The organism is Mycolicibacterium iranicum (genome assembly GCF_014190915.1).
GTDB classification, from domain to species: domain Bacteria; phylum Actinomycetota; class Actinomycetes; order Mycobacteriales; family Mycobacteriaceae; genus Mycobacterium; species Mycobacterium iranicum_B.
Genome location: NZ_JACHVU010000002.1, coordinates 261349 through 287292, shown reverse-complemented (window position 1 = coordinate 287292; position 25944 = coordinate 261349). Strand labels below are relative to the sequence as shown.

23 protein-coding genes are annotated in these 25944 nt (G+C 67.8%); 19 read left to right on the top strand and 4 right to left on the bottom strand.

The window, feature by feature from the left end:
- Positions 1–2: 2 nt before the first annotated feature.
- The 3 genes from FHR72_RS05270 to FHR72_RS05260 are packed head-to-tail and all read left to right on the top strand — an operon-like array spanning position 3 to position 2705.
- Positions 3–1262 (top strand): glucarate dehydratase family protein, encoded by a 1260-nt coding sequence (locus FHR72_RS05270; RefSeq protein ID WP_183466883.1) that lies wholly within the window; start codon positions 3–5, stop codon positions 1260–1262.
- A 40-nt stretch (positions 1263–1302) separates the two neighbouring features.
- Positions 1303–1782, top strand: coding sequence for a nitroreductase/quinone reductase family protein (locus FHR72_RS05265; protein WP_183466882.1), 480 nt, complete (start codon positions 1303–1305; stop codon positions 1780–1782).
- Positions 1782–2705, top strand: a complete 924-nt coding sequence (locus FHR72_RS05260) for a LysR substrate-binding domain-containing protein (RefSeq protein WP_183466881.1) — start codon at positions 1782–1784, stop codon at positions 2703–2705. Before FHR72_RS05265 ends, FHR72_RS05260 begins: the two co-directional genes overlap by 1 nt.
- Before the next feature lie 45 nt (positions 2706–2750).
- On the opposite strand, the gene FHR72_RS05255 is transcribed toward FHR72_RS05260, so the two are convergent.
- Positions 2751–3665, bottom strand: a complete 915-nt coding sequence (locus tag FHR72_RS05255) for a type IV toxin-antitoxin system AbiEi family antitoxin (RefSeq protein ID WP_183466880.1) — start codon at positions 3663–3665, stop codon at positions 2751–2753.
- A 106-nt stretch (positions 3666–3771) separates the two neighbouring features.
- Complete coding sequence (locus tag FHR72_RS05250; RefSeq protein ID WP_311736058.1) at positions 3772–6510, bottom strand: ATP-binding protein; 2739 nt, start codon at positions 6508–6510, stop codon at positions 3772–3774.
- 229 nt (positions 6511–6739) lie between these two features.
- Here FHR72_RS05250 and FHR72_RS05245 point away from each other — a divergent pair, with 229 nt between their 5' ends.
- From FHR72_RS05245 to FHR72_RS05215, 7 genes are all read left to right on the top strand, one after another.
- Positions 6740–7300, top strand: a complete 561-nt coding sequence (locus FHR72_RS05245; RefSeq protein ID WP_183466878.1) for a TetR/AcrR family transcriptional regulator — start codon at positions 6740–6742, stop codon at positions 7298–7300.
- Positions 7301–7400: 100 nt separating this feature from the next.
- The gene (locus FHR72_RS05240; protein WP_183466877.1) at positions 7401–7754 is read left to right on the top strand and encodes a nuclear transport factor 2 family protein; all 354 of its coding nucleotides are present in this window, start codon (positions 7401–7403) and stop codon (positions 7752–7754) included.
- Positions 7751–8347 (top strand): sigma-70 family RNA polymerase sigma factor, encoded by a 597-nt coding sequence (locus FHR72_RS05235; RefSeq protein WP_183466876.1) that lies wholly within the window; start codon positions 7751–7753, stop codon positions 8345–8347. Before FHR72_RS05240 ends, FHR72_RS05235 begins: the two co-directional genes overlap by 4 nt.
- Complete coding sequence (locus FHR72_RS05230) at positions 8344–9288, top strand: DUF5996 family protein (RefSeq protein ID WP_183466875.1); 945 nt, start codon at positions 8344–8346, stop codon at positions 9286–9288. The genes FHR72_RS05235 and FHR72_RS05230 overlap by 4 nt, the downstream gene beginning before the upstream one ends.
- Complete coding sequence (locus tag FHR72_RS05225) at positions 9285–10901, top strand: glutamate synthase-related protein (protein WP_183466874.1); 1617 nt, start codon at positions 9285–9287, stop codon at positions 10899–10901. The genes FHR72_RS05230 and FHR72_RS05225 overlap by 4 nt, the downstream gene beginning before the upstream one ends.
- Positions 10898–12850, top strand: a complete 1953-nt coding sequence (locus tag FHR72_RS26710; RefSeq protein WP_183466873.1) for a thiamine pyrophosphate-dependent enzyme — start codon at positions 10898–10900, stop codon at positions 12848–12850. Before FHR72_RS05225 ends, FHR72_RS26710 begins: the two co-directional genes overlap by 4 nt.
- A 35-nt stretch (positions 12851–12885) precedes the next feature.
- On the top strand, positions 12886–13890 hold the full coding sequence (locus FHR72_RS05215; protein ID WP_183466872.1) for a zinc-dependent alcohol dehydrogenase family protein: 1005 nt from the start codon (positions 12886–12888) through the stop codon (positions 13888–13890).
- Here the strand turns inward: FHR72_RS05215 and FHR72_RS05210 are convergent.
- Positions 13887–14831 carry a 2-hydroxyacid dehydrogenase gene (locus FHR72_RS05210; RefSeq protein ID WP_311736057.1) on the bottom strand — a complete coding sequence of 315 codons (945 nt, stop codon included), beginning with the start codon at positions 14829–14831 and terminating at the stop codon, positions 13887–13889. The two genes, FHR72_RS05215 and FHR72_RS05210, sit on opposite strands and share 4 nt — an antisense overlap.
- Before the next feature lie 307 nt (positions 14832–15138).
- Here FHR72_RS05210 and FHR72_RS05205 point away from each other — a divergent pair, with 307 nt between their 5' ends.
- Genes FHR72_RS05205 through FHR72_RS05165 form a run of 9 tightly spaced genes read left to right on the top strand, consistent with a single transcriptional unit; the run spans position 15139 to position 24630 of the window.
- Complete coding sequence (locus FHR72_RS05205; RefSeq protein WP_183466870.1) at positions 15139–16701, top strand: ABC transporter substrate-binding protein; 1563 nt, start codon at positions 15139–15141, stop codon at positions 16699–16701.
- A gap of 20 nt (positions 16702–16721) precedes the next feature.
- On the top strand, positions 16722–17651 hold the full coding sequence (locus tag FHR72_RS05200; protein WP_183466869.1) for an ABC transporter permease: 930 nt from the start codon (positions 16722–16724) through the stop codon (positions 17649–17651).
- Between the two features lie 31 nt (positions 17652–17682).
- A complete protein-coding gene (locus FHR72_RS05195) occupies positions 17683–18669 on the top strand; it encodes an ABC transporter permease (protein ID WP_183466868.1) in 987 nt (328 codons plus the stop codon).
- Positions 18670–18680: 11 nt separating this feature from the next.
- The gene (locus FHR72_RS05190) at positions 18681–19739 is read left to right on the top strand and encodes an ABC transporter ATP-binding protein (protein ID WP_183466867.1); all 1059 of its coding nucleotides are present in this window, start codon (positions 18681–18683) and stop codon (positions 19737–19739) included.
- Positions 19732–20754 carry an ABC transporter ATP-binding protein gene (locus FHR72_RS05185; RefSeq protein ID WP_183466866.1) on the top strand — a complete coding sequence of 341 codons (1023 nt, stop codon included), beginning with the start codon at positions 19732–19734 and terminating at the stop codon, positions 20752–20754. The genes FHR72_RS05190 and FHR72_RS05185 overlap by 8 nt, the downstream gene beginning before the upstream one ends.
- Entirely contained in the window at positions 20751–21473 is a 723-nt protein-coding gene (locus tag FHR72_RS05180; RefSeq protein WP_183466865.1) for a sulfite exporter TauE/SafE family protein, read from the top strand. Before FHR72_RS05185 ends, FHR72_RS05180 begins: the two co-directional genes overlap by 4 nt.
- 10 nt (positions 21474–21483) lie before the next feature.
- A complete protein-coding gene (locus FHR72_RS05175; protein ID WP_183466864.1) occupies positions 21484–22284 on the top strand; it encodes an IclR family transcriptional regulator in 801 nt (266 codons plus the stop codon).
- A 22-nt stretch (positions 22285–22306) separates the two neighbouring features.
- A complete protein-coding gene (locus FHR72_RS05170) occupies positions 22307–23662 on the top strand; it encodes an enolase C-terminal domain-like protein (protein WP_183466863.1) in 1356 nt (451 codons plus the stop codon).
- A 2-nt stretch (positions 23663–23664) separates the two neighbouring features.
- Complete coding sequence (locus FHR72_RS05165) at positions 23665–24630, top strand: 2-hydroxyacid dehydrogenase (RefSeq protein ID WP_183466862.1); 966 nt, start codon at positions 23665–23667, stop codon at positions 24628–24630.
- A gap of 15 nt (positions 24631–24645) precedes the next feature.
- On the opposite strand, the gene FHR72_RS05160 is transcribed toward FHR72_RS05165, so the two are convergent.
- Entirely contained in the window at positions 24646–25827 is a 1182-nt protein-coding gene (locus tag FHR72_RS05160; protein ID WP_183466861.1) for a DUF7159 family protein, read from the bottom strand.
- Positions 25828–25944: the final 117 nt, after the last annotated feature.

The following is a 25944-nucleotide window of genomic DNA, read 5'->3' as shown; positions in this document are numbered from 1 at the left end:
CCATGGCCCCGATCCGCATCACCGGCGCACGCATCACGCCTGTCGCGTTCGTCGATCCGCCGCTGCTGAACACCGTCGGGGTGCACCAGCCCTACGCACTGCGGGCGATCATTCAGCTGGACACCGATGCGGGTCTCGTGGGCCTGGGCGAAACGTATGCCGACACCCGCCACCTGGCCAGGCTGACTGCCGCCGCCGAAGCCATCACCGGGCTGGACGTGTTCGCGCTCAATCAGATTCGTGCTGCGATCGCGGCCCGGCTGCAGGGTGACACCGCGGCGGTCGGCACGGCCGGCATGATCACCACGGCGTCGGCCGTCGACCAGGTGCTCTCGCCTTTCGAGGTGGCATGCCTGGACGTTCAGGGCCACGCCCTCGGACGGCCCGTCGCGGATCTCCTGGGGGGGAAGGTCCGCGACGAGGTCCCGTTCAGCGCGTATCTGTTCTACAAGTGGGCCGCGCACCCCGGGCAGGACCCCGATGGGTTCGGTGAGGCGCTCGACCCCGACGGGCTGGTCGCCCAGGCGCACCGCATCATCGACGAATACGGCTTCACCGCAATCAAACTCAAGGGTGGGGTGTTTCCGCCCGACGAGGAGATGGCGGCCATCGAGGCGCTGGCCGCGGCGTTCCCGGGAATGCCTCTGCGGCTCGATCCGAATGCCGCCTGGACCCCGCAGACCTCGGTGAAGGTCGCCTCGGGGCTGGCCGGCATCCTGGAGTACCTCGAAGACCCGACCCCCGGCCTGGACGGCATGGCGGAGGTCGCCCAGCAGGCGCCGATGCCCCTGGCCACCAACATGTGCGTCGTCGCCTTCGACCAGCTCGCCCCGGCGGTGGCCAAAGGCTCTGTGCGGGTGGTCCTTTCCGATCATCACTACTGGGGCGGGCTGCAGCGCTCCCGGCTGCTGGCCGGCATCTGCGACACCTTCGGCCTCGGTGTCTCCATGCACTCGAACTCGCATCTGGGCATCAGCCTGGCCGCGATGGTGCACCTGGCCGGCGCGACACCGAACCTCACCTATGCGTGCGACACCCACTGGCCCTGGAAGACCGAGGATGTCGTCAAGGACGGCGCCTTGAGGTTCGTCGAGGGTGCGGTGCCGGTGCCGACCGCCCCCGGCCTCGGCGTCGAGATCGACGATGACGCGCTCGACGCGCTGCACGAGCAGTGGGTGCGCTGCGGGATCCGCGACCGCGACGACACCGGCTACATGCGTACCGTCGACCCGTCTTTCGAGCTGCTCAGCCCACGCTGGTAAATCTCCCCCGGGGCCCGCGACGGCGACCTACGGTGGGGGCATGAGCGATCAGCCGACCGTCGACGCCGCCCATCCTCCGGAGGGGGTGCTGCGGGTCATCAACCCGACCTTGCGGTTCGTCCTGAAGACGCCGCTGGGCGGGGCCATCGGCGACTTCATGCTGGTCACCTTCACCGGCCGCAAATCCGGGAAGCGCTATTCCACTCCGGTGAGCGCCCACCGACTCGACGGCGACCTCTATGTCGTGCTGGAGGCCCAATGGAAACACAACTTCCGCGGCGGCGCCGATGCGCAGGTGGCCTATCGCGGGAAGACCCGCACGATGCACGGCGAGCTCATCACCGATCGGTCGGCCGTCGCCGCGATCTGTGAGCGGGTGGCGACGTCGTACGGACCGAAGAAGGCGCAGCGTCAGATGGGCATGACGTTCCGTGAGGGCAGGCTCCCGTCCGTGGCGGAGTGGGAGGAGGCAGTCGACCAGCTGAAGATCGCAGCGATCAAGCTGACGTCGAAGGTCTGATGTTCTCCCTCGCCAGGCTCACCTGCTTCGTCGCCGTCGCCGAAGAACTGCATTTCGGCCGCGCCGCCGAACGCCTCCACATGACCCAGCCGCCGCTGTCGCGTCAGGTCCAGCAGCTGGAGAACGAACTCGGGGTGCAGCTCATCGACCGCACCACCCGGACCGTGACGCTGACGCCGGCCGGGGCGGCGTTCCTGCCCGACGCCCGGCGCATCCTGCAGCTCGCCGAGGGCGCCGCGCAGACGGTCAAGCGCATCCCCGCCGGCGACCTGGGGACCGTCGTCGTCGGCTTCACGGCGGCTTCGGCGCACGCGGTGCTGCCGCGTCTGCTGGAGCGCATGCGCGACCGGTTGCCCGACGTGAAGCTCGACCTGCGCGAGATGGTGACCGCGGCCCAGATCGAGGGGCTGATGACCGGGGAGCTGGACCTGGGGATGGCGCGTCCCCCGTTGAAGCGGCCCGGGCTGGTCTCCCGTCCACTGCTCCATGAGCAGTTGGTCGTCGCGCTGCCGACCGGGCATCCGCTGGCCGACATGTCCCGGCAACTGACGCTGACCGATCTCGACGGTCAGGACGTGATCATGTACTCACCGGTGCAGGCCCGCTACTTCAACGAGCTGCTGATCTCGACGTTCACCATCGCGGGGGCCACGCCGAAGTACGTGCAGTACGTGACGCAGGTGCACACGATGCTGGTGCTCGTCCGGTCCGGCATCGGCCTCGCGCTGGTACCCGCGTCGGCGGCGACCCTGCACCCCGAGGGCGTGACGTTCCGGTCGATCGGCGCGTTCCGCGAGCGTCCCGTCGAGCTCGACGCGGTATGGCGTGGCGATTCGACGAACCCGGCGCTGCTGCGGGTGCTTAAAGACGTCCTGCCGCAACAGGAGTGGACGACCGACGATCTGGTGGAAGGCGTCGACTGAGTCGCGCTCTGCGTGCTTTCGCCGAGGCTGCATTCCTGCAGCCCCCTACTCGAACTTTCGCCGCGTGAATGCAGTCTCGCGCGAGCGGGTGACCGCCTCGGTGAAGGCGACCTCGCCCACCCACCCCCGCGAGGCCATCGTCCGATACAACCGGGCGATCACGTCGTCGCGGCGATCCTCCTTGACCACGCAGATCACCGCCCACCCGAGGCGCTCCAGCACTCGCATGACGTCTCTGTCTGCGAGATATTGTCGACGACTCGTCTGATGCTGGTCACCGTCGTACTCGACGGCCACCTTGACGTCCTCCCAGCCGAAGTCGAGGATCCGCACCGGATAGCCGTCGGTGTCAAACACCGGGATCTGCGTCGCCGGTGGCGGAAAGCCGGTGTGCCTGACCAGCAACCGCCAATAGGTCTCCATCGGTGACTGTGCGCCCCCGTCGACGAGCGGTAGGGCCGCCTTCAGCCGGGCCACGCCGCGTGTCCCGCGGTAACGTTCGGCGAGCCGCGTCACGTCCTCCGGGGCGAAAGGCCGCGCCCGCATCAGGGCGTCCAGCCGCACCACGGCGTCGACGTGGCGACGGAACCGGCCGAGGTCGAAGGCCGTCCGCGCCGCAGTGGCCACCCTCAAGCCGGCTGTCATGTCCCATTCGTCCTCCGCGATGCGCTCGTTGCGCGCGATGATCCCGCGCGGAGGACGCGTGTTCTGGTAGACGAGTTCCACGGCGACGTCGTCATCGATCCATGCGGAACCGTGAAGTCGAGCGGCAGCAAGCCCTGTGATCACGCTCGATCGGCCCGACCACAGCCAGGCACCGTGGGCCCGGGCGGGCAATGTGACCCGCTGAGCCTTGGGCACGTAGACGTTCGGATAGACGGACCGATACCAGCGGCTCAGTTCATGGCGCGTGACGGCGCCTGCCGCGACGGCCTCGGTGCCCACGAAGATCTCCCCCATGACGGCATCGTGGTCGACGACCCCGACACTGCGCGCCGAGACTGCATCTACGCAGCCACGTACTCGACTTTTCTCTGCACAGATGCAGTGTCGGCGCCGTGGGCAGCTAGGGCAGGCGGAGCTCCCTGAGTTGCCGGCGGGAGGTGATGCCCAGCTTCCGGAAGATGTTGCGCAGGTGCGCTTCGATCGTGCGCGGGCTGAGAAACAGCTGTTCGCCCACCTCACGGGAGGTCGCCCCGGTCGCGACGAGTCGGGCGATGGTCTGCTCCTGGGCGGTGAGCGCAGCGCTGGGTTGGGACGTCCGCTTGCGGGCATGCTCGCCGGTGGCGCGCAGCTCACGGGCGGCGCGGACCGCGAACGGCTCTGCGCCCATGTCGGACAGGCGCATGTGAGCAATGCGGAGCTGTTCGCGTGCATCGCTGCGGCGGCCTTCGCGGCGTAACCACTCGCCGAAGACGAGGTGCGTGCGGGCGAGGAACACCTCCATGCGGCACTTCTGAAGACGCTCGATCGCCTCGCGGTAGAGCTGTTCTGCGGTGGCTCCGGTACTGGTCAGCGCTTGTGAACGCGCAGCGACGCCGAGCGCCCATTCGGTGCCGCTGGCGTGGGCTCTGATGCCGAGCTCTTTACTTGCGCGAGAGGCGGTTTCCAGATCACCGGCACGGGCTGCCGCCTCGACGAGCTCCTGAAGCGCCAGACCCCTGATTCCCGGTTCGTAGGACTCCGCTGCGCGGGCGGCTGCCTCCTGCGCCCGGGGATAGTTGCCGCGTCCGTTGTGCAGCACGGCCATCGCGCACAGGGACACAGTCGTCTCGATTCCCCGCGAATGCGTTGTCACCGGGGGGTCCGAATCGATTCCCCGCCAGGCGTTCAGGTATGTGTGGGCGTAATGGAGTGGCTTGGCGCCCGACAGCTGCGATATCGCCGCAGCCTCGTCCGCAAGCTCGGCGGCGCGGGAAAGCTCGCCGGTGTAGATCCGCGCGAAGGCCGAGACGATCAGCGCGGTGGGCAGCGTGGCGAGAGCACCGGCTTCGCGCGCCTGCCGTACGTTGCAGTCGGCCAGCTCGATCGTCAGATCGTCCTCGAACAGTGCTATCGAGGTCCGTGCGGCCAGTGACAACCAGTTGCCCGCGTCGCCGGTTCGGAGCCTCTCGGTCGGGAGAACATCATCACGGAACGCCCGCAATGCCTGCCTCAGGATGGGCGCGCCGGACTCGAATCCTTCGGTGTGTACCGCCACCAACCCGGCGAGCAAGAGATCTCTCGGGCCTGGTGCACCCGTCGGCGCCGGTGCGACACCGATCGCTTCGGCGATTTCCGACAGCCCCGGTTCGACACCCGAACCCCCGGTGATGGTCGCCGCATCGAAGGCCTGCAGGTAGGTCTCCCGAGCGAGCGAGGGATCCAGCGGAGCCAACATCCGCGCGGCGCCCAGCAGCATCCTCGGCACCTCGGCGCCTTGCGTGAGGTGAAAGGTGATCTGTGCGCGGAGCAGTTCCAGACGGGCACGGTACAGCGCGTCCAGTCGCTCGGCATCCACGCTGTCCAGCAGCGCCAGGGCGGCCTCGGGCGCACCGGCACAATGCTCGGCATTGGCAGCATCCAGTGCGCGTCTCGCCCGACGGAAGGGGTCCGGCGTCAAATCGGTAGCACGCCGGAGAAACGCAGCCGCGGCGCAGAATCCTCCGCGCGCCAACGCCCGGTCGGCCGATCGCTCCAGGTCGGCAGCGGCGTCTTCGTCGGTTCCCAGCACCGACTGGGCGCGATGCCATGCGCGGCGATCTGGATCGGTGTTCGGGTCGGTGGCGGCAGCCAGGACACAGTGCGCCCGACGATGCTCCGGCGCCGTGGCGGCACGGTAGACCGCCGAGCGCACCAGCGGGTGACGAAATCGCACTCGGGTGTCGATCTCCAGCAGCCCAGCGCTTTCCGCGGGCGCCGCTGCTTCGCGGTCGATCCCCAGATGGGCGGCTGCGCGCCACAGCAGCGCAGGGTCGCCGGTCGGTTCGGACGCGGCCACCAACAGCAGCTGCCGCGTCTGCGCCGGAAGGGTGTCCGAGCGCCGCTGGAAGTTGTCCTCGATCCGGCGCGGCACGCTCACGGCGTCGGGTAGACCGAAGCCGCCTGCCAGCTGCACGCTGGTAGGAAGCTCCAACAGCGCCAACGGGTTTCCCCGCGCCTCGGCGACGATGCGGTCGCGAACCCCGTCATCGAGTGGTGCGCACACGGCCTCGTCCAGCAAGGCTTGGGCATCGGCCTCCCCCAGCCCTTCGAGGTGCAACTCGGGCAACCCGGCCAGCGGGTCGGCGCTGCCTTCGCGGGGGTCTCGCACCGCGAACATCAGCACGAGCCGCTCGGCACCCACCCGCCGCGCGATGAACGAAAGCACCTGCGCGGAGGCCTGATCCAGCCACTGCGCGTCGTCGACGAGACACAGCATCGGCCCCTGCTCCGCGAGGAGGTTGAGGACAGCCAACCCGACGAGAAATCGATCCGGCGCGGCGCCGGCCCGACGACCCAGCGCGACGTCGAGTGCGGTCCTTTGCGGGTCGGGCAGCGTCTCGGTGCGGTCGAGCAACGGCGCGCACAGCTGATGCAAGCCGGCAAACGCGAACTGCGTCTCAGCCTCCACACCGACCACGGATTCCACCCGGATCCCCATGAGCAGCGCGGCGTCACGGGCGTGCTGAAGCAGCGCAGACTTTCCGATGCCCGCCTCGCCGCGCACCACGAGCACCCCGCTGCGCCCCGCCGACGTCTCGGCCAGGAGTCGGTCGATGGCTTCGCGTTCCACGCCCCGGCCCAGAAGGCCCGCTGTGTCCGGTCGTACTGGCGGCTGCTCCACGATCGTCACCCCAGGACCCCCCGGCCTGGGGTTCTCAAGTCGACCAGTTCGACGGACACGGGCTGGCTCCCTCCTTCGAGGCGACGCCATACGCGCTGATCAGGGCGATCGCAGCGGTGCCGGCAGCGCCGCGCCGGTCACCGAAACGATACGAGACGGTCCACTTTACGTCAATACGGACCGGACCGTATTGAATCGATGGACACACCGCCTCGCTTACGGTTGCGGTATGCCTGCAAACCGCAATGAGCAATCGCGCCGGGCCATCCTCGATGCGTCGGTCTCGATGATCGGCGAGCTCGGGTACGACAAGATCTCGATCGAAGCCATCGCCAGGCGGGCAGGCGTCAGCAAGCAGACGATCTACCGCTGGTGGCCCTCCAAGGGCGCAGTGATACTTGAGGCCGCGACCGAAAGTCTGAGCGGCGTAGTAACTCTCGCTGACACCGGAGACATCGTCGCCGACATCCGGACCCAGCTGACAGCGATTGTGGACTTGATCACGAGCACAGGATTCGGACCGGCGTATCGGTGTCTGATCGCTGCCGGCCAGTCCGACGCCGAGCTTCTGCGCGCGCTGTTCCAGCAGATCGTCGAACCCAACATCGTTGACTTCGGCGCGCGGGTCGCCCTGGCACAGGAGCGCGGCGAGATGCGTGCCGATGCTGACTGGGAGACGATGCGCGACCTGCTGTACGGGGTCGTCGAGTACCGCCTGATTCATGCGATGCCACTCGACCCGGCGTATATCGACAGCGTTCTCGAGATCGTGTTCCAGGGCGCGCGCTGACGGTTCGCGGCCAGGTAAGGGATTTTCACCGACGCGAAGGTCGGGTCGACGCTGCGAACCTGACGCTGTGGAAGAGATTCCAGCGGAACTATCGGCGCTCTTGACGGCCCTGCAAGCACGAGATGCCGCGCGCGCGGCAGCTCAGCTCGCCGAGTATGTGATCCTCGAGGACCCGATCGATGCCGTACCTGTCGTCGGCCGAGAGCAGGTCGCGAAGGTGATGTCGCGGGTCCTCGACGTCGTCGACGACTTCACCGTCACCGGCATATTCCCGGGAGACGGATGTTTCGCAGTCGCAACCACTATCAGGATCGGCACTACGGAGCTCGACGGCATCGACCTGATCGGCATCAACGCCGAGGGGAAGATCGCCTCGCTGGCAACCCATCTGCGGCCGATGCGGGCAGTCGTTGCACTGCAGGAACGCTGCGCCTCCGCCAGCGGAAAGCCATGATCTGCCCAGGCGAAACTGATATCGAGATGACAGCGCGGTTCGAGCGTGACGTGATCCCGCTTCTCGACACGCTCCTCGGTGGAGCAGTCCGGATGACCCTGCAACGCGCCGATGCCGAAGACCTGGTGCAGGAAACCATGGTCCTGGCGTACGCGAACTTTCACACCTTCCAGGAAGGAACGAACCTCAAGGGGTGGCTCTTTCGCATCCAGACCAATGCCCACATCAGCGGTTTCCGAAAGCGGATGCGCCGCCCCGCCGAGGTGCCCATGGCCACGAACAGCGACTGGCCGCTGGGCGCCGAAAGCTCGCCCCGAGCGCTGCGCTCTGCGGAGGTGGAGGTGTTGGAGTTGTTGCCTCACGAAGAGGTCAGGAACGCACTGGATGCGTTGCCCGTCGATTTTCGGATGGCGGTGTACTACGCCGACGTCGAGGGTCTCACCTACAAGGAAATCAGCGCGATCACCTGCGCGCCAATGGGAACCGTCATGTCCCGAATTCACCGCGGCCGGTCCCGGCTGCGCGTCCCACTGGCTGCCCTCGCAGCCGACCGCGGGTACGCCGCCGAAACATCAACAGGGAGGTTCGAATGACCGACACCCACACGGGTGAGAGCTGGCCGGCACTACTCGTCGCCGACTGGGAGCCCACGCGGCGGTCGCTGCACATGTGGAGCCAGATCGTTGGCAAGGTGCGAATGGCTCACGCACCGTTGCTCAATCATTGGTGGCAGGTGCCGCTCTACGTGTCGCCGCGAGGTCTGGCGACGTCGGCGATACCCGTGGGGACCAACTCGTTCGACATGGAGTTCGACTTCGTCGAGCATGCACTGAACGTGCGGGTGAGTGACGGCGGCACCGCCGGGATCGCTCTGCGGGATACCTCCGTGGCGGGGTTCCACCACGAATTGCTGCGGACGCTAGAGAAGCTGGGTGTGGGTTCGCGAATCTCCGCTGGGCCCAATGAAGTACACCCCGCCATTGCGTTCGCCGAGGACACGCACGCCGGCTATGACCCCGCTGCGGCCAATGCATTCTGGCGGCAGCTGATTCAGGCTGACCGGGTGATCGGCCGATTCCGCGCCCGGTTCATCGGCAAGGTCAGTCCCGTGCACTTCTTCTGGGGTTCCTTCGATCTCGCGTGCACCCGGTTCTCCGGTCGCCGGGCACCCCGGCATCCCGGTGGCGTGCCGAACTGCGGTGACTGGGTGATGGAGGAGGGATACTCGCACGAGCTGAGCAGTTGCGGGTTCTGGCCCGGCGGCGCGGCCGAGGGAGCGTTCTACTCCTACGCCTATCCCGAGCCCGACGGGTATGCCGATGCCGCAGGTCTTCCGGACGGCGCCTTCTACGACACCGGCCTGCGGCAGTACCTGTTGCCGTACGAGGCTGCCCGCCAGGCGAAGGACCCGGATGCGGCGGTAATGGACTTCCTCGAGTTCACCTACGGTGCTGCCGCCGACTTGATGACATGGGACCGGGGGGCTCTTGAGAGCGACCCAGGCCGCTGGACGCACAAAGTCTCGTCGCGATGACCGATCGGATCCGAGCGGCAACTCTCGACGACCTGCCCGCCGACCGGCCGCATCCTGTCTCGGTCGGTGGAGTGGACATCGTCCTTATCCGGCGCGGCGAGGACGTCTCTGCGCTCCACGGGCGGTGCCCACACCGAGGGGCCCTGATGGGCGACGGCCACGTCGAGGGCAATCTTCTCGTCTGCGGCGTACACGGTTGGCGGTACGACGCAGACACCGGCGTGTCGCCCGTGAACCCGGCGGTGGCGCTCACCACGTTTCCCGCCTGGGTGTCGGACGGCGTTGTGTACCTCGACAAGTCGTCGGTGGCCGAGTTCACGCGCGCGCATCCGGTGGCACACGAGGATGACGGCTACCAGGGCCGCTGGATCACGCCGACCGACTCCCCCGACGAACCGTTCGTCACGCAGATCCACGAGCTGGCCGCGCACGGTCTGGACAGGGTCGGCCACCACGGACCGATGGCGGCCATGGGTGTGCCCAGGGATCAGCTGCCGAAGTGGGACTCGATCCAGCTTGTGACCGGGCAGCTTGCGCGGCTGCCGCTGCTGGAGGATGAACCGGTCGCCACCGAGACCGTCATCGGGCCGGCGGCCAAGCGTCCCCTGATTCTGGATATTCCGCTGTTCGTCAGCGACATGAGCTTCGGCGCGCTCTCGGAGGAGGCCAAGGTGGCCTTGTCCATGGGGGCGCAGAGGGCCGGCACCGGGATCTGTTCCGGTGAGGGCGGCATGCTTCCGGAAGAGCAACAACATAATCCGCGTTACCTCTACGAGCTCGCCTCGGCCCGCTTCGGGTGGAGCTTGGACCATCTGCAGAAAGTGCAGGCCTTTCACTTCAAAGGCGGTCAGGCCGCCAAGACCGGAACCGGCGGTCATCTGCCAGGAAGCAAGGTGACCGGGAAGATCGCCACGGTGCGGGGTCTACCGGAGGGTTCCGCCGCAATCTCCCCCGCCCGGTTTCCCGACTGGACCTCGCTCGATGAGTTTCGCGACTTCGCCGCGCAGGTGCGAGAGATGTCCGGGGGAATCCCCGTGGGGTACAAGATGAGCGCCCAGCGGATCGAGCGCGATATCGACGCGGCGCTGGAGATCGGCGTCGACTACCTCATCCTCGACGGCCGCGGCGGGGGCACAGGGGCCGCGCCAACCCTGTTCCGCGACAACATCTCCGTGCCGACGATTCCGGCGCTTGCGAGAGCGCGGCGGCATCTGACTGCGTCCTCGGCGCACGACGTCACCCTGGCTGTCACCGGCGGAATCCGCACCGCGGCCGACATGGTCAAGGCACTGGCGCTGGGGGCGGACGCCATCGGATTGTCCAACTCTGCGCTGCAGGCCATCGGATGCGTCGGCATGCGTGCGTGCAACACCAACGCCTGCCCGGTGGGGATCGCCACGCAGCAGCCGCATCTCCGCGATCGGCTGCCCGTCGAACTCGCCGCGCAGCGCCTGCACCGCTTTCTGCACGCCACCGTCGAACTCATGACGGTCCTCGCCAGAGCATGCGGACACCGACACCTCGCCGATTTCGACCTCGATGATCTCGTCACCTTCGACCGCGACTTCGCCCACCTCAGCGGAGTGCCCTACGCAGGAGTGATACCGCTGTGAGTACCGACCCGCAAGAGACGCAGTGGCACCGGGCGATCGATGCCGGCTCACTCGACGAGGGCGAGGTCACGGTCTGCCCCGTCGGCCTCAAGTCCGTCGCGCTCACGAAACTGCACGGCAAGTTCGGCGCCATCGACAACCGTTGCCCCCATCAGGGCGGGCCGCTGGGCCAGGGCACCCTGGAGAACGACAAGATCCGGTGTCCCTGGCACGGCTTCGATTTCGACCCGTTCACGGGCGAAGCTGCAGGCGGAGCCGACTTCGACGTGCCGACCTACCCCGTCGAGGTTCGCGCGGACGGGATCTACGTGGGCACGCCGGCGCCCCGGCCCCACCTTCGTACGGTGAGCGACGTGCTGGTCGAGACAATGACCGCCTGGGGTGTCGACACGGTCTTCGGGATGGTCGGGCACTCGAACCTGGGTATGGCTGAGGCGATGCACCGTGCCGAGAACGACGGCAAGCTGCGCTATTTCGGTATCCGTCATGAGGGGGCAGCGGCCTTCGCGGCGTCGGCCTACGGCAAGCTGACCGGCAAGCCTGCAGCATGCTTCGGCATTGCTGGGCCAGGATCTACGAACCTGCTGACGGGTCTGTACGACGCCAAGGCAGACCGTGCGCCGGTGCTGGCACTCTCGGGGAGCGTGGACTCGTCGGTCGCCGGCAAGGGCGCCTTCCAGGACATCGACCTTCTCGCGGCGTTCGCAGACATCTCCACCTATTCGGCCATGGTTCGCTCGGGATCCGACCACACCGAACTGATGGCGATGGCCGTCAAACATGCCATCCTCGGGCGCGGTGTCGGACACCTTGTGCTGCCCGACGAGGTCCAGGTGCTCGCGGCGCCGCGGCAGCCCGCGTCGGGCCCCACCGGGCGGATGGCCGACCTCCGCGTGGGCCCGCCCGCTCAGGCACTCGGCGACGCTCTCGGCTGCATCGCTGCCGCCACCCGCCCGGTGATCGTGGTGGGCGCGGGTGCCAAATCCGACATGGCACAAATCATTTCCCTCGCCGAACGGCTGAACGCCCCGATCCTGACCACGTTCAAAGCCAAGGGACAGATCTCCGACAAGCATCCGCTGGCCTGCGGCGTGCTGGGACGGTCCGGAACACCGGTGGCCTCGTGGATGATGAACAAGGCCGACCTTCTGCTGGTGTTCGGCGCCTCGTTCTCGAACCACAGCGGAATCTCGCCGTTCACACCGACGGTGCAGGTGGACACCGATCCCCTGATGCTCGGCCGGTTCCGGCCCGTGACCGTACCGGTGCTCGGCGATGTGGGTGTGACCGCACAGGCGTTGGCGGAGGGGCTGCGCATCAACCCGGTGGTCGTCGACCAGCGACCGGAGGTCGCCGAACGCTGGGCGGTCTGGCGCGCGGAGAAGGCGCGCCGAGCGGCTGCCGCACCGGGCAACGGACGGGTGTCGGCAGCGACCGTATTCCAGGAGCTGAATGGATTGACACCCGAAAACGCCGTCATGACGGTCGATGTCGGCAACCACGCCTATTCATTCGGGCGGTACTTCGAACCCACGTCACAGGCGGTGCTGATGTCGGGCTATCTCGGATCGATCGGCTTCGGCTTCCCCGCCGCCCTGGGAGCGTGGGCCGCGGCCCCGGACCGTCCGATCGTCGCCGTCACCGGCGACGGCGGATTCGGACAGTATCTCGCCGAGATCACCACGGCCGTGAAGTACGACATGAACATCACCCACATCCTGCTCAACAACGGCGAACTCGCGAAGATCAGCGAGGAGCAGCGCGGCGCCGAATACGCGGTCTGGCAGACATCCCTGCTCAATCCAGATTTTTCGGCGCTGGCCCAGGACTGTGGCGCCTATGGAAAGCGTGTCAGCGATCGGGCCGCCCTCGGGTCCGTCATCAGGGAGGCACTCGACCACCCTGGGCCGGCCATGGTCGAGATCATGACCGACCCGCGATCGCACTAGCCGGATACGACGCAACCACGACAAGGACGCACAACATGACTGACCTCATGAGAGCCGTAGTGCTGCAACGTTTCGGAGGGCCCGATGCGTTCGAGCTCCGCGATGTCCCCGTACCGCTCGTGGAACCCCGCCAGGTGCGGGTCCGTGTCCATGCGACAGCAGTCAACCCGCTCGACCTACAAATCCGTCGCGGAGATTACGCCGACCAGGTGCCGCTCCCGGCGATCATCGGCCACGACATCTCCGGCGTGATCGAGGAAGTCGGAGGGCACGTGACCGAGTTCCGTGCCGGCGACGAGGTGTACTACACACCCCGGATCTTCGGTGGCCCCGGCTCGTACGCCGAGCAGCACATCGCCGATGTCGAACTCGTCGGCCGGAAGCCGAAGAACCTCAGTCACCTGGAGGCAGCGAGCCTGACCCTCGTCGGTGGAACGGTCTGGGAATCGCTCGTCACGCGAGCGCAGCTCACCGTGGGGGAGACGATCCTCGTCCACGGCGGCGCGGGCGGCGTCGGCACGATCGCGATTCAGATCGCCAAAGCGATCGGCGCACAGGTGTTGACCACCGCCAGAGCGAGTGAACACGAGTTCGTGCGCTCCCTCGGAGCGGATGCGGCGATCGACTACGCATCCGCAGACTACGTCGACGCCGTCGCCGAGATCACGCACGGTAAGGGTGTCGACGTCGTCCTCGACACGATCGGTGGCGCCACACTGACACGAAGTCCGCTGGCGCTTGCCGACTCCGGACGCGTCGTCAGCATCGTCGACATCGCGCAGCCGCAGAATCTCATCGAGGCTTGGGGCCGCAACGCGGCCTATCACTTCGTGTTCACACGACAGAACCGGGGAAAGCTGGACGCACTGACCACGCTGGTCGAGCGCGGACTCGTCATGCCCGTGATCGGCGCGACTCTTCCACTCGCGCGAGTGGGCGAGGCTCACGACGTGCTGGAGAACAGACGGGACTACGCACTCCGCGGCAAGGTGGCCATCGATGTCGCGGGCGAGACGGTCGAGCTTCCGCCCCGCAGCTAGACCGGGGTGACGAGGTTGCCGGTCGCGAGGAAGCTGTCCAGGTTGCGCAGCGTCAGCGCCTCCATCGCGGCGCGCGTCTGCTCGGTGCCGCTGGCCACGTGGGGCAGCAGGACGACGTTGTTCAGCCCGAACAGCTCTTCGGGCACCTTCGGCTCGTCGGCGAACACGTCCAGGCCGGCACCCGCCAGCTTGCCGTTCAGCAATGCCTCCACGAGCGCGTCTTCGTCGACCACGCTGCCGCGGGCGATGTTGATCAGATAGCCACGAGGACCCAGCTCCTCGATGACCTCCCGGCTCACCAGGCCGCGGGTGCCGTCACCACCCGCCGCGGCGACGATCAGGACGTCGACGTTCGAGGCCAGCTCCACCGGTGACGCCGCATACGTGTAGGGCGAGTCGGCGATCTCGTGGCGGTTGTGGTAACTGATGTCGCATCCAAAGGCACTGAGGCGTCGGGCAATTGCCTTACCGATGCGCCCGAGACCGATGATGCCCACGCGGGTGTTGCTGACCTGCCGGGTCAGGGGATAGCTGCCGTCGACCGGCCAGCGGCCGGCCCGGACGTACCGGTCTGAGGCCGAGAACTGCCGCAGCGTGTCGATCATCAGACCCACCGCGGTGTCGGCCACGCAGTCTGTCAGGACGTCGGGGGTATTGCTCACCCCGACGCCCCGAGCTTCGGCGGCGTCGACGTCGGTCGTGTCATAGCCGACGCCGAAGTTGATCACCGCGCCCAGGTTCGGCAGCGAGCTCATCAGCGCGGCATCGACCCCTGTGCGGCCCGATGTCACGACGGCGGTGAAGTCCGCGCCGCGCCGGGCCAGGAAGTCCGCGCGCTCGGCGGCCGAATCGGGCAGCACCGCGGCGGCATAGTCGACGGCGAGGGTGTGCGCCAACGACGGTTTCAGCGGCCCGACCTGCAAGACAGAGTGATTTCCCACAATGCTCACGGTACGGCGAGCTGCAGATACCCGTCCACGTCCGAAATAGCATGGACTTATACCGAACGCGCATAGAGAGCGCGGCGCCGAGAGCATCGCCGCATCACAACCCCTCTCCGACGGGTGAAATGCCTGCTCAGGCGATATTTCAACGGGCATGCATGCGCGGTCCCGACGCTCCTACTACCCACGAAACGGCCGTTTGGCCGGGGTTGACGGTGTTTCCGGGCCGCTCCTACGGTGTGGTTGCCATCACAGATTGCATCTACATACGTGGACATCACGAACCCCCAGCCCGGGAGGATCCATGAACCCCAGCACCACACGGCGACTGACCGCGTTGGCTCTCGCGGGAGTCACCGTTGCGGCCGGCGGCTGCAGTGTTGCCAACAGCGGCGGCGGCGGGTACGACCCCGACACACTGCGCATCGTCCTCCAGCAGGAGCCCCCGACGCTCGAGCCGTGCGAGAGCAGCCTGACGTCCACCGGCATCGTGGTCCGCTCCAACATCACCGAACCGCTGCTCGAGCGTGATTCCACCACCGGCGATCTGCAGCCGCTGCTGGCCACCGGATGGGAGCAGACCACACCCAACGAGTGGACCTTCACACTCCGCGACGGCGTGACCTTCTCCGACGGAACGCCGTTCACCTCCGAGGACGCCGCGTTCTCGATCGACCGTGCGGTGAACTCCGACCTGCAGTGCAACGTCGACGGCTACGTCTTCGGCGACGAGGAACTCGGCCTGCAGACCCCCGACGCCAACACCGTCGTCATCAGCACCGCCGAGCCCGATCCTATTCTGCCGCTGCGCATCTCGTTCGTCGAAATCGTTCCTCGCACCACCAGCACCACCGAGAAGGTTCGGGAGCCCATCGGCACCGGCCCCTACGCGATCGCCCGCTGGGACTACGGCCAGAAGCTCGTCCTGACCCGCAACGCCACCTACTGGGGCCAGGCCCCGTCGTTCGCCACAGCCGAATACCAGTGGCGCAGTGAGGGAAGCGTGCGTGCCGCGATGATCACCAACGACGAGGCCGACATCGCCGTCGGCCTGGGACCTGAGGACGGCGCGGGCGATCTCGGCGTCCCGTTCCAGAACAACGAGACCACCGCGCTGCGCATGCAGGCCACCGAACCGCCGCTGAACGACATCAGGGTGCGCCAGGCCATCAATTACGCGGTGAACCGCACCGGCATCGTCAAGGCGCTGTTCCGCGACCTCGGGCAGCCCGCCGCCCAACTGATCCCGTCCGGTGTCGTCGGCTACAACGACGAGTTGCAGCTGTGGCCACACGACCTCGACAAGGCCCGGGCACTGATCGACGAGGCCAGGGCCGACGGCGTGCCGGTCGACATCCAGATCCGGTTGATCGGCCGCACCGCGCAGTTCCCGAAGATCACCGAGACCATCGAGGTCCTGCAGAGCGAATTCTCTGAGATCGGGCTGAACGTCAAGATCGAGATGATGGACACGGCAGCGCAACTCGAATACCAGCTGCGGCCGTTCCCGCCGAACACCGGGCCCTACCTGCTGATGATCATGCACGGCAACCAGGCCGGTGACGCTGCGTTCACCCTCGATCAGTACATGCTCTCCGACGGGCCGCAGGCCGCTTACGGCACACCGGAGTTCGACACGAAGATCCGCGCCGCCGAGGCCCTCACCGGCCAGGCCCGCCAGGACGGGTTCGCGACGCTGTTCGCCGAGGAGCCGCAGGAGATCATGCAGATGGCCTACATCGCCCACATGAAAGGCATTCTCGGCAAGTCGCCCCGCGTCGACTACACGCCCAATCCGGCCACCGGTGACGAGATGCTGCTGTCCGCGATGACGCCTGCCGGCACCGACCGCACCGACCAGTCCTGAGAAGCAGGAAGGCCCCGCCCATGTTCTCCTTCGTCCGGCGCCGGATGTACTCCAGCGCACTGCCTCTGATCATCGTGCTGCTCGGTGTGTTCCTGCTCGCCAGGCTCACCGGCGACCCCACCAACCTGTACCTGCCCGAGTCGGCCACCGCCGAGCAGCGCGCGGAATTCGCTGCCGCCAACGGATTCAACGATCCGCTGATCACCCAGCTGATCGACTACTTCAAGGGCGTCGTCCACCTCGACTTCGGCACATCCCTGCGCACCGGCGAGTCGGCCGCCGAGATGGCGCTGCGCGCCTTCCCCGCCACGCTGCAGCTGGCCCTGACCACCATGCTGCTCGCCATCGTCGCCGCCGTCGTGATCGGCTGCTGGGCCGCCTACCGGCCCAATTCGCTGGCCGACCGGTTCTCCAGTCTGCTGTCGATGACCGCGGCCTCCATCCCGGACTTCTGGTTCGCGATCACCGGGGTGTGGCTGTTCGCAGTTCTACTGGGCTGGCTGCCCACCTCCGGGACCGACGCCGGCATGCTGTCGTGGATCCTGCCGATCGCCACGCTGATGATCCGGCCGCTCGGAGTGCTCACGCAGGTGGTGCGCGGCGCGATGGTCTCGGCGCTCTCGGCTCCGTACGTGCGGCTGGCCCGCAGCAAGGGTGCCGGCGACTTCCGGGTGGTCACCCACCACGCGCTGCGCAACGCCGCAGCACCCGCCCTGACTGTCGCCGGCGACCTCGCGGTCGGCCTCATCAACGGCGCGGTCGTGGTCGAGGCCATCTTCGGCTGGCCCGGCATCGGCAAGCTGATGATCGACGCGATCCTGCAGCGTGACTTCGCCGTGCTGCAGGCGGCGGTGCTGCTCACCGCGGTCAGCATCTTCCTGCTCAACATCATCATCGACGCCTGCTACGCGCTGCTCGACGCACGCGTTCGGGAACCCGCCAAGGTCTGAACCCCTTCCCGTTCGCCTCAGGAGGCCCACAATGACTCAGATCGACCTCGTCCCGGTCAAACCCACCACCGCGATCGTCGGTGAAGACGATGCGGGCACGCGGAAGTCCGCCAGCTCGAAGTGGTTCCGGCTGCTGGTCAACGACCGCGTCGCCGCAGCCGCCGCCTGCGTGCTCGGGCTCGTGTTCCTCACCGCGATCTTCGGACCCATGCTCGTCGGCGACCTCGCCACCAAGATCGACCTCGACAACTCCAACCAGGCGCCGTTCACGTTCGCGCACGGCTGGGCCAACGTGCTCGGCACCGACCCGCTCGGCCGCAGCATGCTGGCCCGGCTGATCGTCGCGTGCCAGACCACGCTGTCAGTCGCGATTCCGGCCGTCGTGATCTCGGCGGTCGTCGGCTCGGCGATCGGCATGTGGGCCGGTTACTACCGCGGCTGGCGTGAGACGGTGGCGATGCGGATCGCCGACGTCATCATGAGCTTCCCTTCGCTGCTGCTGGCCGTCGTCGTCCTCTACGTCTTCTCCCCCAGCGCCGCCAACATCGTTCTGGTGCTGGCCATCACGCGCATCCCCGTCTATCTGCGTACCGCCCGCGCCGAGTCGGCCGAGCTGCAGAGCCGGGTGTTCGTCGACGCGGCCCGCACGTTCGGGGCCAGCGCCAACTCGATCATCTGGCGTCACGTCCTGCCGATCGTGCTCCCCACGCTGCTGACCGTCGCGACACTCGACTTCTGCTACGTGATGCTGGCCGAGAGCTCGCTGAGCTTCCTGGGTATCGGCATCCAACCGCCTGACGTCAGCTGGGGTCTGATGGTCTCCCAGGGCCGCACCTACCTGCACACCGCCTGGTGGCTGTCGTTCTTCCCCGGCCTGGCCATCGTCATCACCACGGTGTCCGCGACCATCCTGGCCGCGTGGGCACGCATCGCGACCGACCCCGCGCAGCGGTGGCGGCTGACCGTTCCGCAGAAACGGCTGTCGAAGTTCACCAAGACCGGAAAGCGCCTCTCGTGAAGGGATCAAGGATGACTGCACTCGCCGATCACGACGTACCCGTGGACGGGGTGGACGCCACCCCGGTGCTCGACGTCGACGGCCTGACCGTCGAGGTGCGCACCATCACCGGAACCCTGCGCGCCGTCAACGGGGTGTCGTTCCAGGCCCGCCGCGGCGAAACACTGGCGCTGTTGGGCGAATCCGGCTGCGGCAAGTCGATGACGGCCACCGCCCTGGTCGGCCTGCTGGAGCCCGTCGCCGACATCGTCGCGGGGTCGGCGCGGCTCACCGGCCAGAAGGACTCGGTCGATCTGCTCAACGTCGATCGCAAGACCCGGCGCGAGATGGCGGGCACCGAACTGGCGATCGTCTTCCAGGACGCGCTGACCGCGCTCAACCCGCTCTATACCGTCGGAACTCAACTCGCAGAGCCTTTCCGGATCCATCACGGGATGAGCGCCAAGGACGCCAAGCGCAAGGCCATCGACCTCATGACCCGCGTCGGCATCCCTCAGCCCGAGTCACGGCTGAACTCCTACCCGCACCAGTTCTCCGGCGGCATGCGTCAACGTCTGCTCATCGCGATGGCCGTCGCACTGAACCCGAGTGTGCTGATCGCCGACGAACCGACCACCGCGCTCGACGTCACCGTGCAGGCCCAGATCATGGCGCTGCTGCGGGATCTGCGCTCCGAGTTCCACATGGCCGTCGTCCTCATCACCCATGATCTGGCACTGGTGGCCGAGGAGGCCGACCGGGTCGCCATCATGTACGCCGGCAACATCATCGAAACCGGAACGGTGGCCGAGGTTTTCGCCAACCCCAAACACCCGTACACCAAGGGCCTGCTGAACTCGGTGCCCGTCAACGCACGCCGCGGCGATGCACTCCGGTCGATCGGCGGCTCCCCGCCCGACCTGCACTCGATCCCCGAAGGCTGTGTCTACCAGGCCCGCTGCCCGCTGGCCGCCGACGTGTGCCGGACCACCCGGCCCGCCCTGGCCGATGTCGGCTCCGGACAGAGTGCCGACTCAGCCGGCGTCCGCAAGGCTGCCTGCCACTTCCCGGAAGAGGTCACCAATGTTTGAGGAAAAGAACGCGGAGGACACCCTGCTCGAGGTCCGCGACGTCCGCAAGAGTTTTCGCGTTCCGCACGCCGGCAAGAACAAGCTGTGCGCCCTCGACGGCATCACGCTCGATCTCAAGCGCGGCGAGACTCTCGGCCTGGTCGGAGAGTCCGGGTGCGGAAAATCGACGCTGGCACGCACATTGATGATGCTGGAACGCCCCGACGAGGGCAGCGTGCGCTTCGACGGCGTGGACCCGTTCGGCCTCAAGGGGGCGGACCTGCTGAAGTTCCGCCGCCGGGTCCAGATGGTGTTCCAGGATCCGTATGCGTCGCTGAACTCGCGGATGTCGGCGGCCGAGATCATCGCCGAGCCGTGGCTCAGCCACAAAGGCATCGTGCAGAACCGCCAGGACCGCGACATGCGGGTGCGTGGTCTGCTCGATCTCGTGGGGCTCGGCGCCAAGGCCGCGGGCAAGTATCCGCAGGAATTCTCCGGTGGCCAGCGTCAACGCATCGGCATCGCCCGCGCACTCGCGCTCAATCCCGACGTGATCATCTGTGACGAGCCAGTGTCGGCGCTCGACCTGTCGGTGCAGGCGCAGGTGCTCAACCTGCTCAACGACCTGCAGGAGCAGCTGAAGATCTCCTACATCTTCATCTCCCACGATCTGTCCGTGGTGCGCCACGTCGCCGACCGCGTCGCGGTCATGTACCTGGGCCGCATCATCGAGAACGGGCCCACCGAAAGCGTTTTCGAACGCTCCAACCATCCCTACACCGCGGCGCTCATGTCGGCCGCCCCGACCCTGGACGGGGAGCAGCGCCGGCAGCGCATCCTGCTCAAGGGCGAGGTGCCCTCGCCGATCAACCCGCCGTCTGGGTGCCGGTTCCGCACCCGATGCTGGAAGGCCACCGACGTCTGCGCCACGACGACGCCGCCCGTCGCCGTGGATCCCGAAGCAGCCGACCACGCTGCGCTGTGCCACCATCCGCTTCTACTGGAGGGGAGTGGACGTGAAACCGTGGCGGTATGAGCGTCACGGAGTACTGCATCCTCGCCGTCGCTGTGCTGCTGGCCTCGGCGCTGCAGTCCTCGATCGGGTTCGGCATCGGGATGTTCGCGGCACCGATCGTGGCACTGGTCGACCCGCAGTTGATCCCCGGCACGCTGATCATGGTGGCCACACTGGTGACACTGATCGTGGTGGTGCGCGAGCGCGAGGCGATCGATCTGCACGGGACGGGTTGGGCCCTGGTGGGCCGCGTGCCCGGCACCATCGCGGGAGCGCTTCTGCTGGCGGCACTTCCGCACCGCGCACTGTCCCTGCTGCTGGCCGGCGTGGTGCTGGGTGGGGTGCTGCTGACCAGCAGCGGCTGGGTGCCGGCCCCGCGCCGGCGCAACGTCGTGGCAGCAGGTGCGGCATCGGGACTACTGGGCACCGCGACCGCCATCGGTGGGCCGCCGATGGCACTGATCTGGCAGCGCAGCAGCGGCGCGCAACTGCGCGGCACCATGGGGGGCTTCTTCCTGATCGGTTCGCTGATGTCGCTGGTGGTGCTCGGGATCACCGGGGCGGTGAACCAGCACACCTGGTGGGGGTTCGCGGTGCTGGCACCGGCCGCCATCGTGGGCTATCTGTTGTCGAACGTGCTGAACAAGCATCTGAACCCCGCCCGGCTGCGCTGGCTGGCGATCGGGGTGTCGGCGGCCGGTGCGGTCGTCCTCATCGCCAGGGAACTGCTGTCGATCTGAGGAGTGCACGGTGACCGACCCCGACCTCTCTGTGCGCAAGGTGAAGTCGGCGGTGCGCACCGTGGAACTGCTGGAGTACCTGGCCGCCCGGCACGACGAACCCGCCCGCCTGCGCGAGATCAGCGACGCACTGGACATGCCGCGCAGCAGCGCCCACGCGTTGCTGCGGACGCTGGTCTGTCAGGGCTGGGTGCGCAGCGATGCGTCGGGAACGTTGTACGGCATCGGGATACGGGCGCTGCTGGTCGGTACGAGCTACCTGGACAACGACCCGTACCTGCCGCTGATCACGCCGTTCCTGGAGGAGCTGCGCGCCGATCTGGACGAGACTTTCCACCTCGGTCGACTCGACGGCACCGACATCGTCTATCTGGCCACCCGGGAATCGACGCAGTACACCCGGACGTCGAACCGGGTCGGCCGGCGCCTGCCCGCCTACACGACATCGCTGGGCAAGGCCCTGCTCGCCGAGCGGTTCGGAACCCAACGCGACGAACACATTCCGGCCGCGCTGACACCGCTGACGCCGCACACCCTCACCGACCGTGCCGACCTCGACCACGCCCTCGACGAGGTGCGCGTACGCGGATACGCCTGCGACGACGAGGAGAACACCCTCGGCCTGCGGTGCTTTGCGGTGCCGCTGCGCTACTGCAGGCCCGCGCAGGATGCGATCAGTGCGTCGGTCCCGCTGGACCGCCTCGACCCACAACGTGAACGCGACATCGTCGACGCGCTGCGCACCATGGGGGACAAAGTGTCCCGTGTGGTGCGCCCCTTGGCGAACGGTGACAGGTGGTTCGCGTCATGATCCCAGATCGGAAGGAACTCCCATGAGCAGGCAGACACCCCGCACGACACCGACAGTCACCGACGTGACCGTCGTCCCCGTCGCCGGCCACGACAGCATGCTGATGAACCTGTCCGGCGCGCACGGCCCGTTCTTCACCCGCAATCTCGTCATCCTGCAGGACTCCGCGGGCAACACCGGGGTCGGCGAGGTGCCCGGCGGCGAACCGATCCGCACGACGCTGGAGGACGCCCGCTCTCTCATCGTCGGCCGCGGCATCGGCGACTACCACGCCGTCCTGGGCGATATCCGCCGCGCATTCGCCGACCGCGACGCCGGCGGCCGCGGGGCGCAGACCTTCGACCTGCGCGTCACCGTACATGCCGTCACCGCAGTCGAATCCGCGCTCCTCGACCTGCTCGGCCAGTATCTCGAGGTGCCGGTCGCCGCGCTGCTCGGCGACGGTCAGCAGCGTGATCGGGTGCAGGCCCTCGGTTATCTGTTCTTCGTCGGGGACCGCACCAGGACCGACCTGGCCTACCGGTCGCCGGCCGACGAGGCCCCCGATGCCGACGACTGGTTCAAAGTCCGCCACGAGGAGGCGCTGACCCCAGATGCAGTGGTGCGGCTCGCCGAGGCCGCGCGGGCGCGCTACGGCTTCGTCGACTTCAAGCTCAAGGGTGGGGTGCTGCCCGCACCCGACGAGGCCAAGGCCGTCATCGCCCTCGCCGACCGCTTCCCGGACGCGCGAATCACTCTGGACCCCAACGGTGGCTGGCTGCTCGCCGACGCGATCACGACATGCCGCGAGTTGCGCGACGTACTGGCCTATGCCGAAGATCCGGTCGGTCCCGAAGGCGGCTTCTCCGGCCGGGAGGTCATGGCCGAGTTCAAGCGCGCCACCGGGTTACCGACCGCCACCAACATGATCGCCACGGACTGGCGGGAGATGGGCCACGCCATCAGATCAGGTGCCGTCGACATCCCGCTGGCCGATCCGCACTTCTGGACGATGGCCGGCTCGGTGCGCGTCGCCCAGCTCTGCGACGCGTGGGGTCTGACGTGGGGCTCGCACTCCAACAACCACTTCGACGTGTCCCTGGCGATGTTCACCCACGTCGCGGCCGCCGCGCCGGGAGACATCACCGCCATCGACACGCACTGGATCTGGCAGGACGGTCAGGCGATCACCACGAACCCGTACCAGATCGTCGACGGCTACCTGAGTGTCCCGGACGCCCCCGGTCTCGGGGTGCAGATCGACGAGTCGGCCGTCGCCGCCGCTCACGCGCTGTACCAGAAGGAAGGGCTCGGCAGCCGGGACGACTCGGTCGCCATGCAGTACCTGATTCCCGGCTGGACCTTCGACAGCAAGCGCCCCGCCCTGAACCGAGGCTGACGTTGAAAATCGTTGTGATCGACCCGAACCTGGCGCCCCACCGCGATCGCCTCGAAGCGGGGCTGCCGCCCGGGTCCGAGGTGCGGTGGCATGTCGGCGGCGCGCCGGACGACGAGCTGCGCGACGCCGAGGTCTTCGTCGGTTCCCGGTTCACCGCCGACATGGCCGGTATCGCACGCACATTGCGGCTGGTTCACCCCGCCGCGGCAGGCACCGACAAGATCGACTTCGCCGCGCTGCCTCAGGACGTGTTGGTGGCCAACACCTTCCACCACGAACGCTCGATCGCCGAGTACGTGGTAGGCGCTGCGGTCATGCTGCACCGCGGGTTCCTGACCCAGGACTCGCGGCTGCGCGACGGTGTCTGGGCGACCTCGGTCTACGACAGCTCGATTCCGCAGATTCCGACGCTGGGAGATGCGCACATCGGCTTCGTCGGGTTCGGCCATATCGGCCAGTACTCCTGGAAGCTGTTGCAGGCGTTCGGATGTACGGCCGCCGCGGTCACCGGTTCGGGCAAAGTGGCCGAGCAGCACGGACTGCAGTGGGTGGGCGACACCAGCCGGCTCGAGACCCTGATGCGCGAATGCGACGTGGTCGTGGTGTCCGCGCCGCTCAACCGCCACACCGAAGGCATGATCGGCGGCGCGCAACTGAAGGCTCTCGGCCCGGACGGGGTGCTGATCAACGTCGGCCGCGGCCGACTGGTGGAAGAGCGCGCGCTGTACGACGCACTGGCCGCCGGAACCATCAAGGGCGCCGCGATCGACGTGTGGTACCGATACCCCGTCGACGGAACAGGTTGTACGCCGAGCGAATTGCCGTTCGAGACGCTGCCCAACATTCTGATGACACCGCACTCGTCGGGGGTCACCCGGGACACCTTCGCCGGTCGGGCCGATGATGTCGCCGCCAACATCGGGCGGCTCGCGCGCGGGGAACCACTGCGCAATGTCGTATCCCGCTGACCTCCGCGGAAAAGGTCAGTACGGGGGTTCGTGGAACCTGTTGATGATCGGGATGCGCTCGATGATCCGGTCGCGCAACCGAGGCTGCTGCACGGGTTGCTGCACCGTGCCGAGCGTCGGGGGCACCGGGGGCGCCTGGACGGGCGGCGGGGCCGGCGGGACGTAGGCCGGCGCGGGCGGCAGGTAGTTCGCCGGCGGCGGCGGGGGGACGTAGGCGGGCGCAGGAGGTGCGACCGGCGCCGGGGCCAGCGGCTCGTCGTAGACGGGAGCCGGCGCTTCCGGGGCCGGCACCTCGACGGCCTCGGGTGCCGGGATCGCGACCGCGACCGGTTCGGCTACCGGCGGAGGCGGCGGCGGGGCCTGCTCGGGCTCGGGCGGGGCGGCCTTGACGGGCCTGGGTGTCGGCGCGGCTTCCGGAGCCTGCTCGGTCACCGAGCGGGCCATCTCCGGTGCCGGATCCTCGGGAGTCAGCGTCATACCCAGGGCCACGGACAATGACACGACGAACGTCACGACCGCCGCGGCCAGCACCGCGGCCACCGCTGCGGTCGGGCTCAGCCTGCGCCGGCCGGACTCCTCCTGGGCGTCGAGCAGCGTCACCGCCGACGCGGACGCCAGCGCCGCGCCCCGGGCCAGCGCGAGGTCCGCTTCGTCGGCCGAGATCACGGGGACCTTGAGCCGCTGCTCCAGCGCCGCGACCGCGGTGGCGACGTCGCCCGAACCGAGCACGAAGACCGCGTCAGGCCGATGACCATCGACGTCGGCCAGCGCGGAGGCGTGGACCCGGTCCGCGGTGATGCCGTCGGGCGTGACGGCGGCGACCACCGAGGCGCCGGGCTCGGCGACGCAGACCACCAGGCGTTCACAACCGGCGATGTCGGCGATCCCGCAGGCCAACGCCTCGGCGGCCTCGACATCGGACACCGCGATGACGTTCTCGATACCGCGGTCGGTGAGAGCCTGCCACACGGTGTTGGCGGTGAATTCGGAGTCGGCGGTCCAGGTGACGCCTATTGCATCGACGGCGCGCGGGGCGGCCCGATCGAGAAGCTCGTCGAGGAGCATCTCGGCGTCCACGCTGTCACCGACATACAGGGAGCCGCGGTCGACGGTGACGCTCTCCTCGCCCGCCGCGGCGTCGACGAGGACCCAGCGCACCGATGACGAGGTCATCGACAAACCGAGTACGAGGTCCATGACGTGCTACCAATCTCCCTGCGACTAGCAGCCGACCCTACCGCGCGGGGCCGCCGCGGCACAGCCGGTCAACCGCCCCACCCGGGACGCACCGCTTCGGAGCTGGGGTTTCTGCCT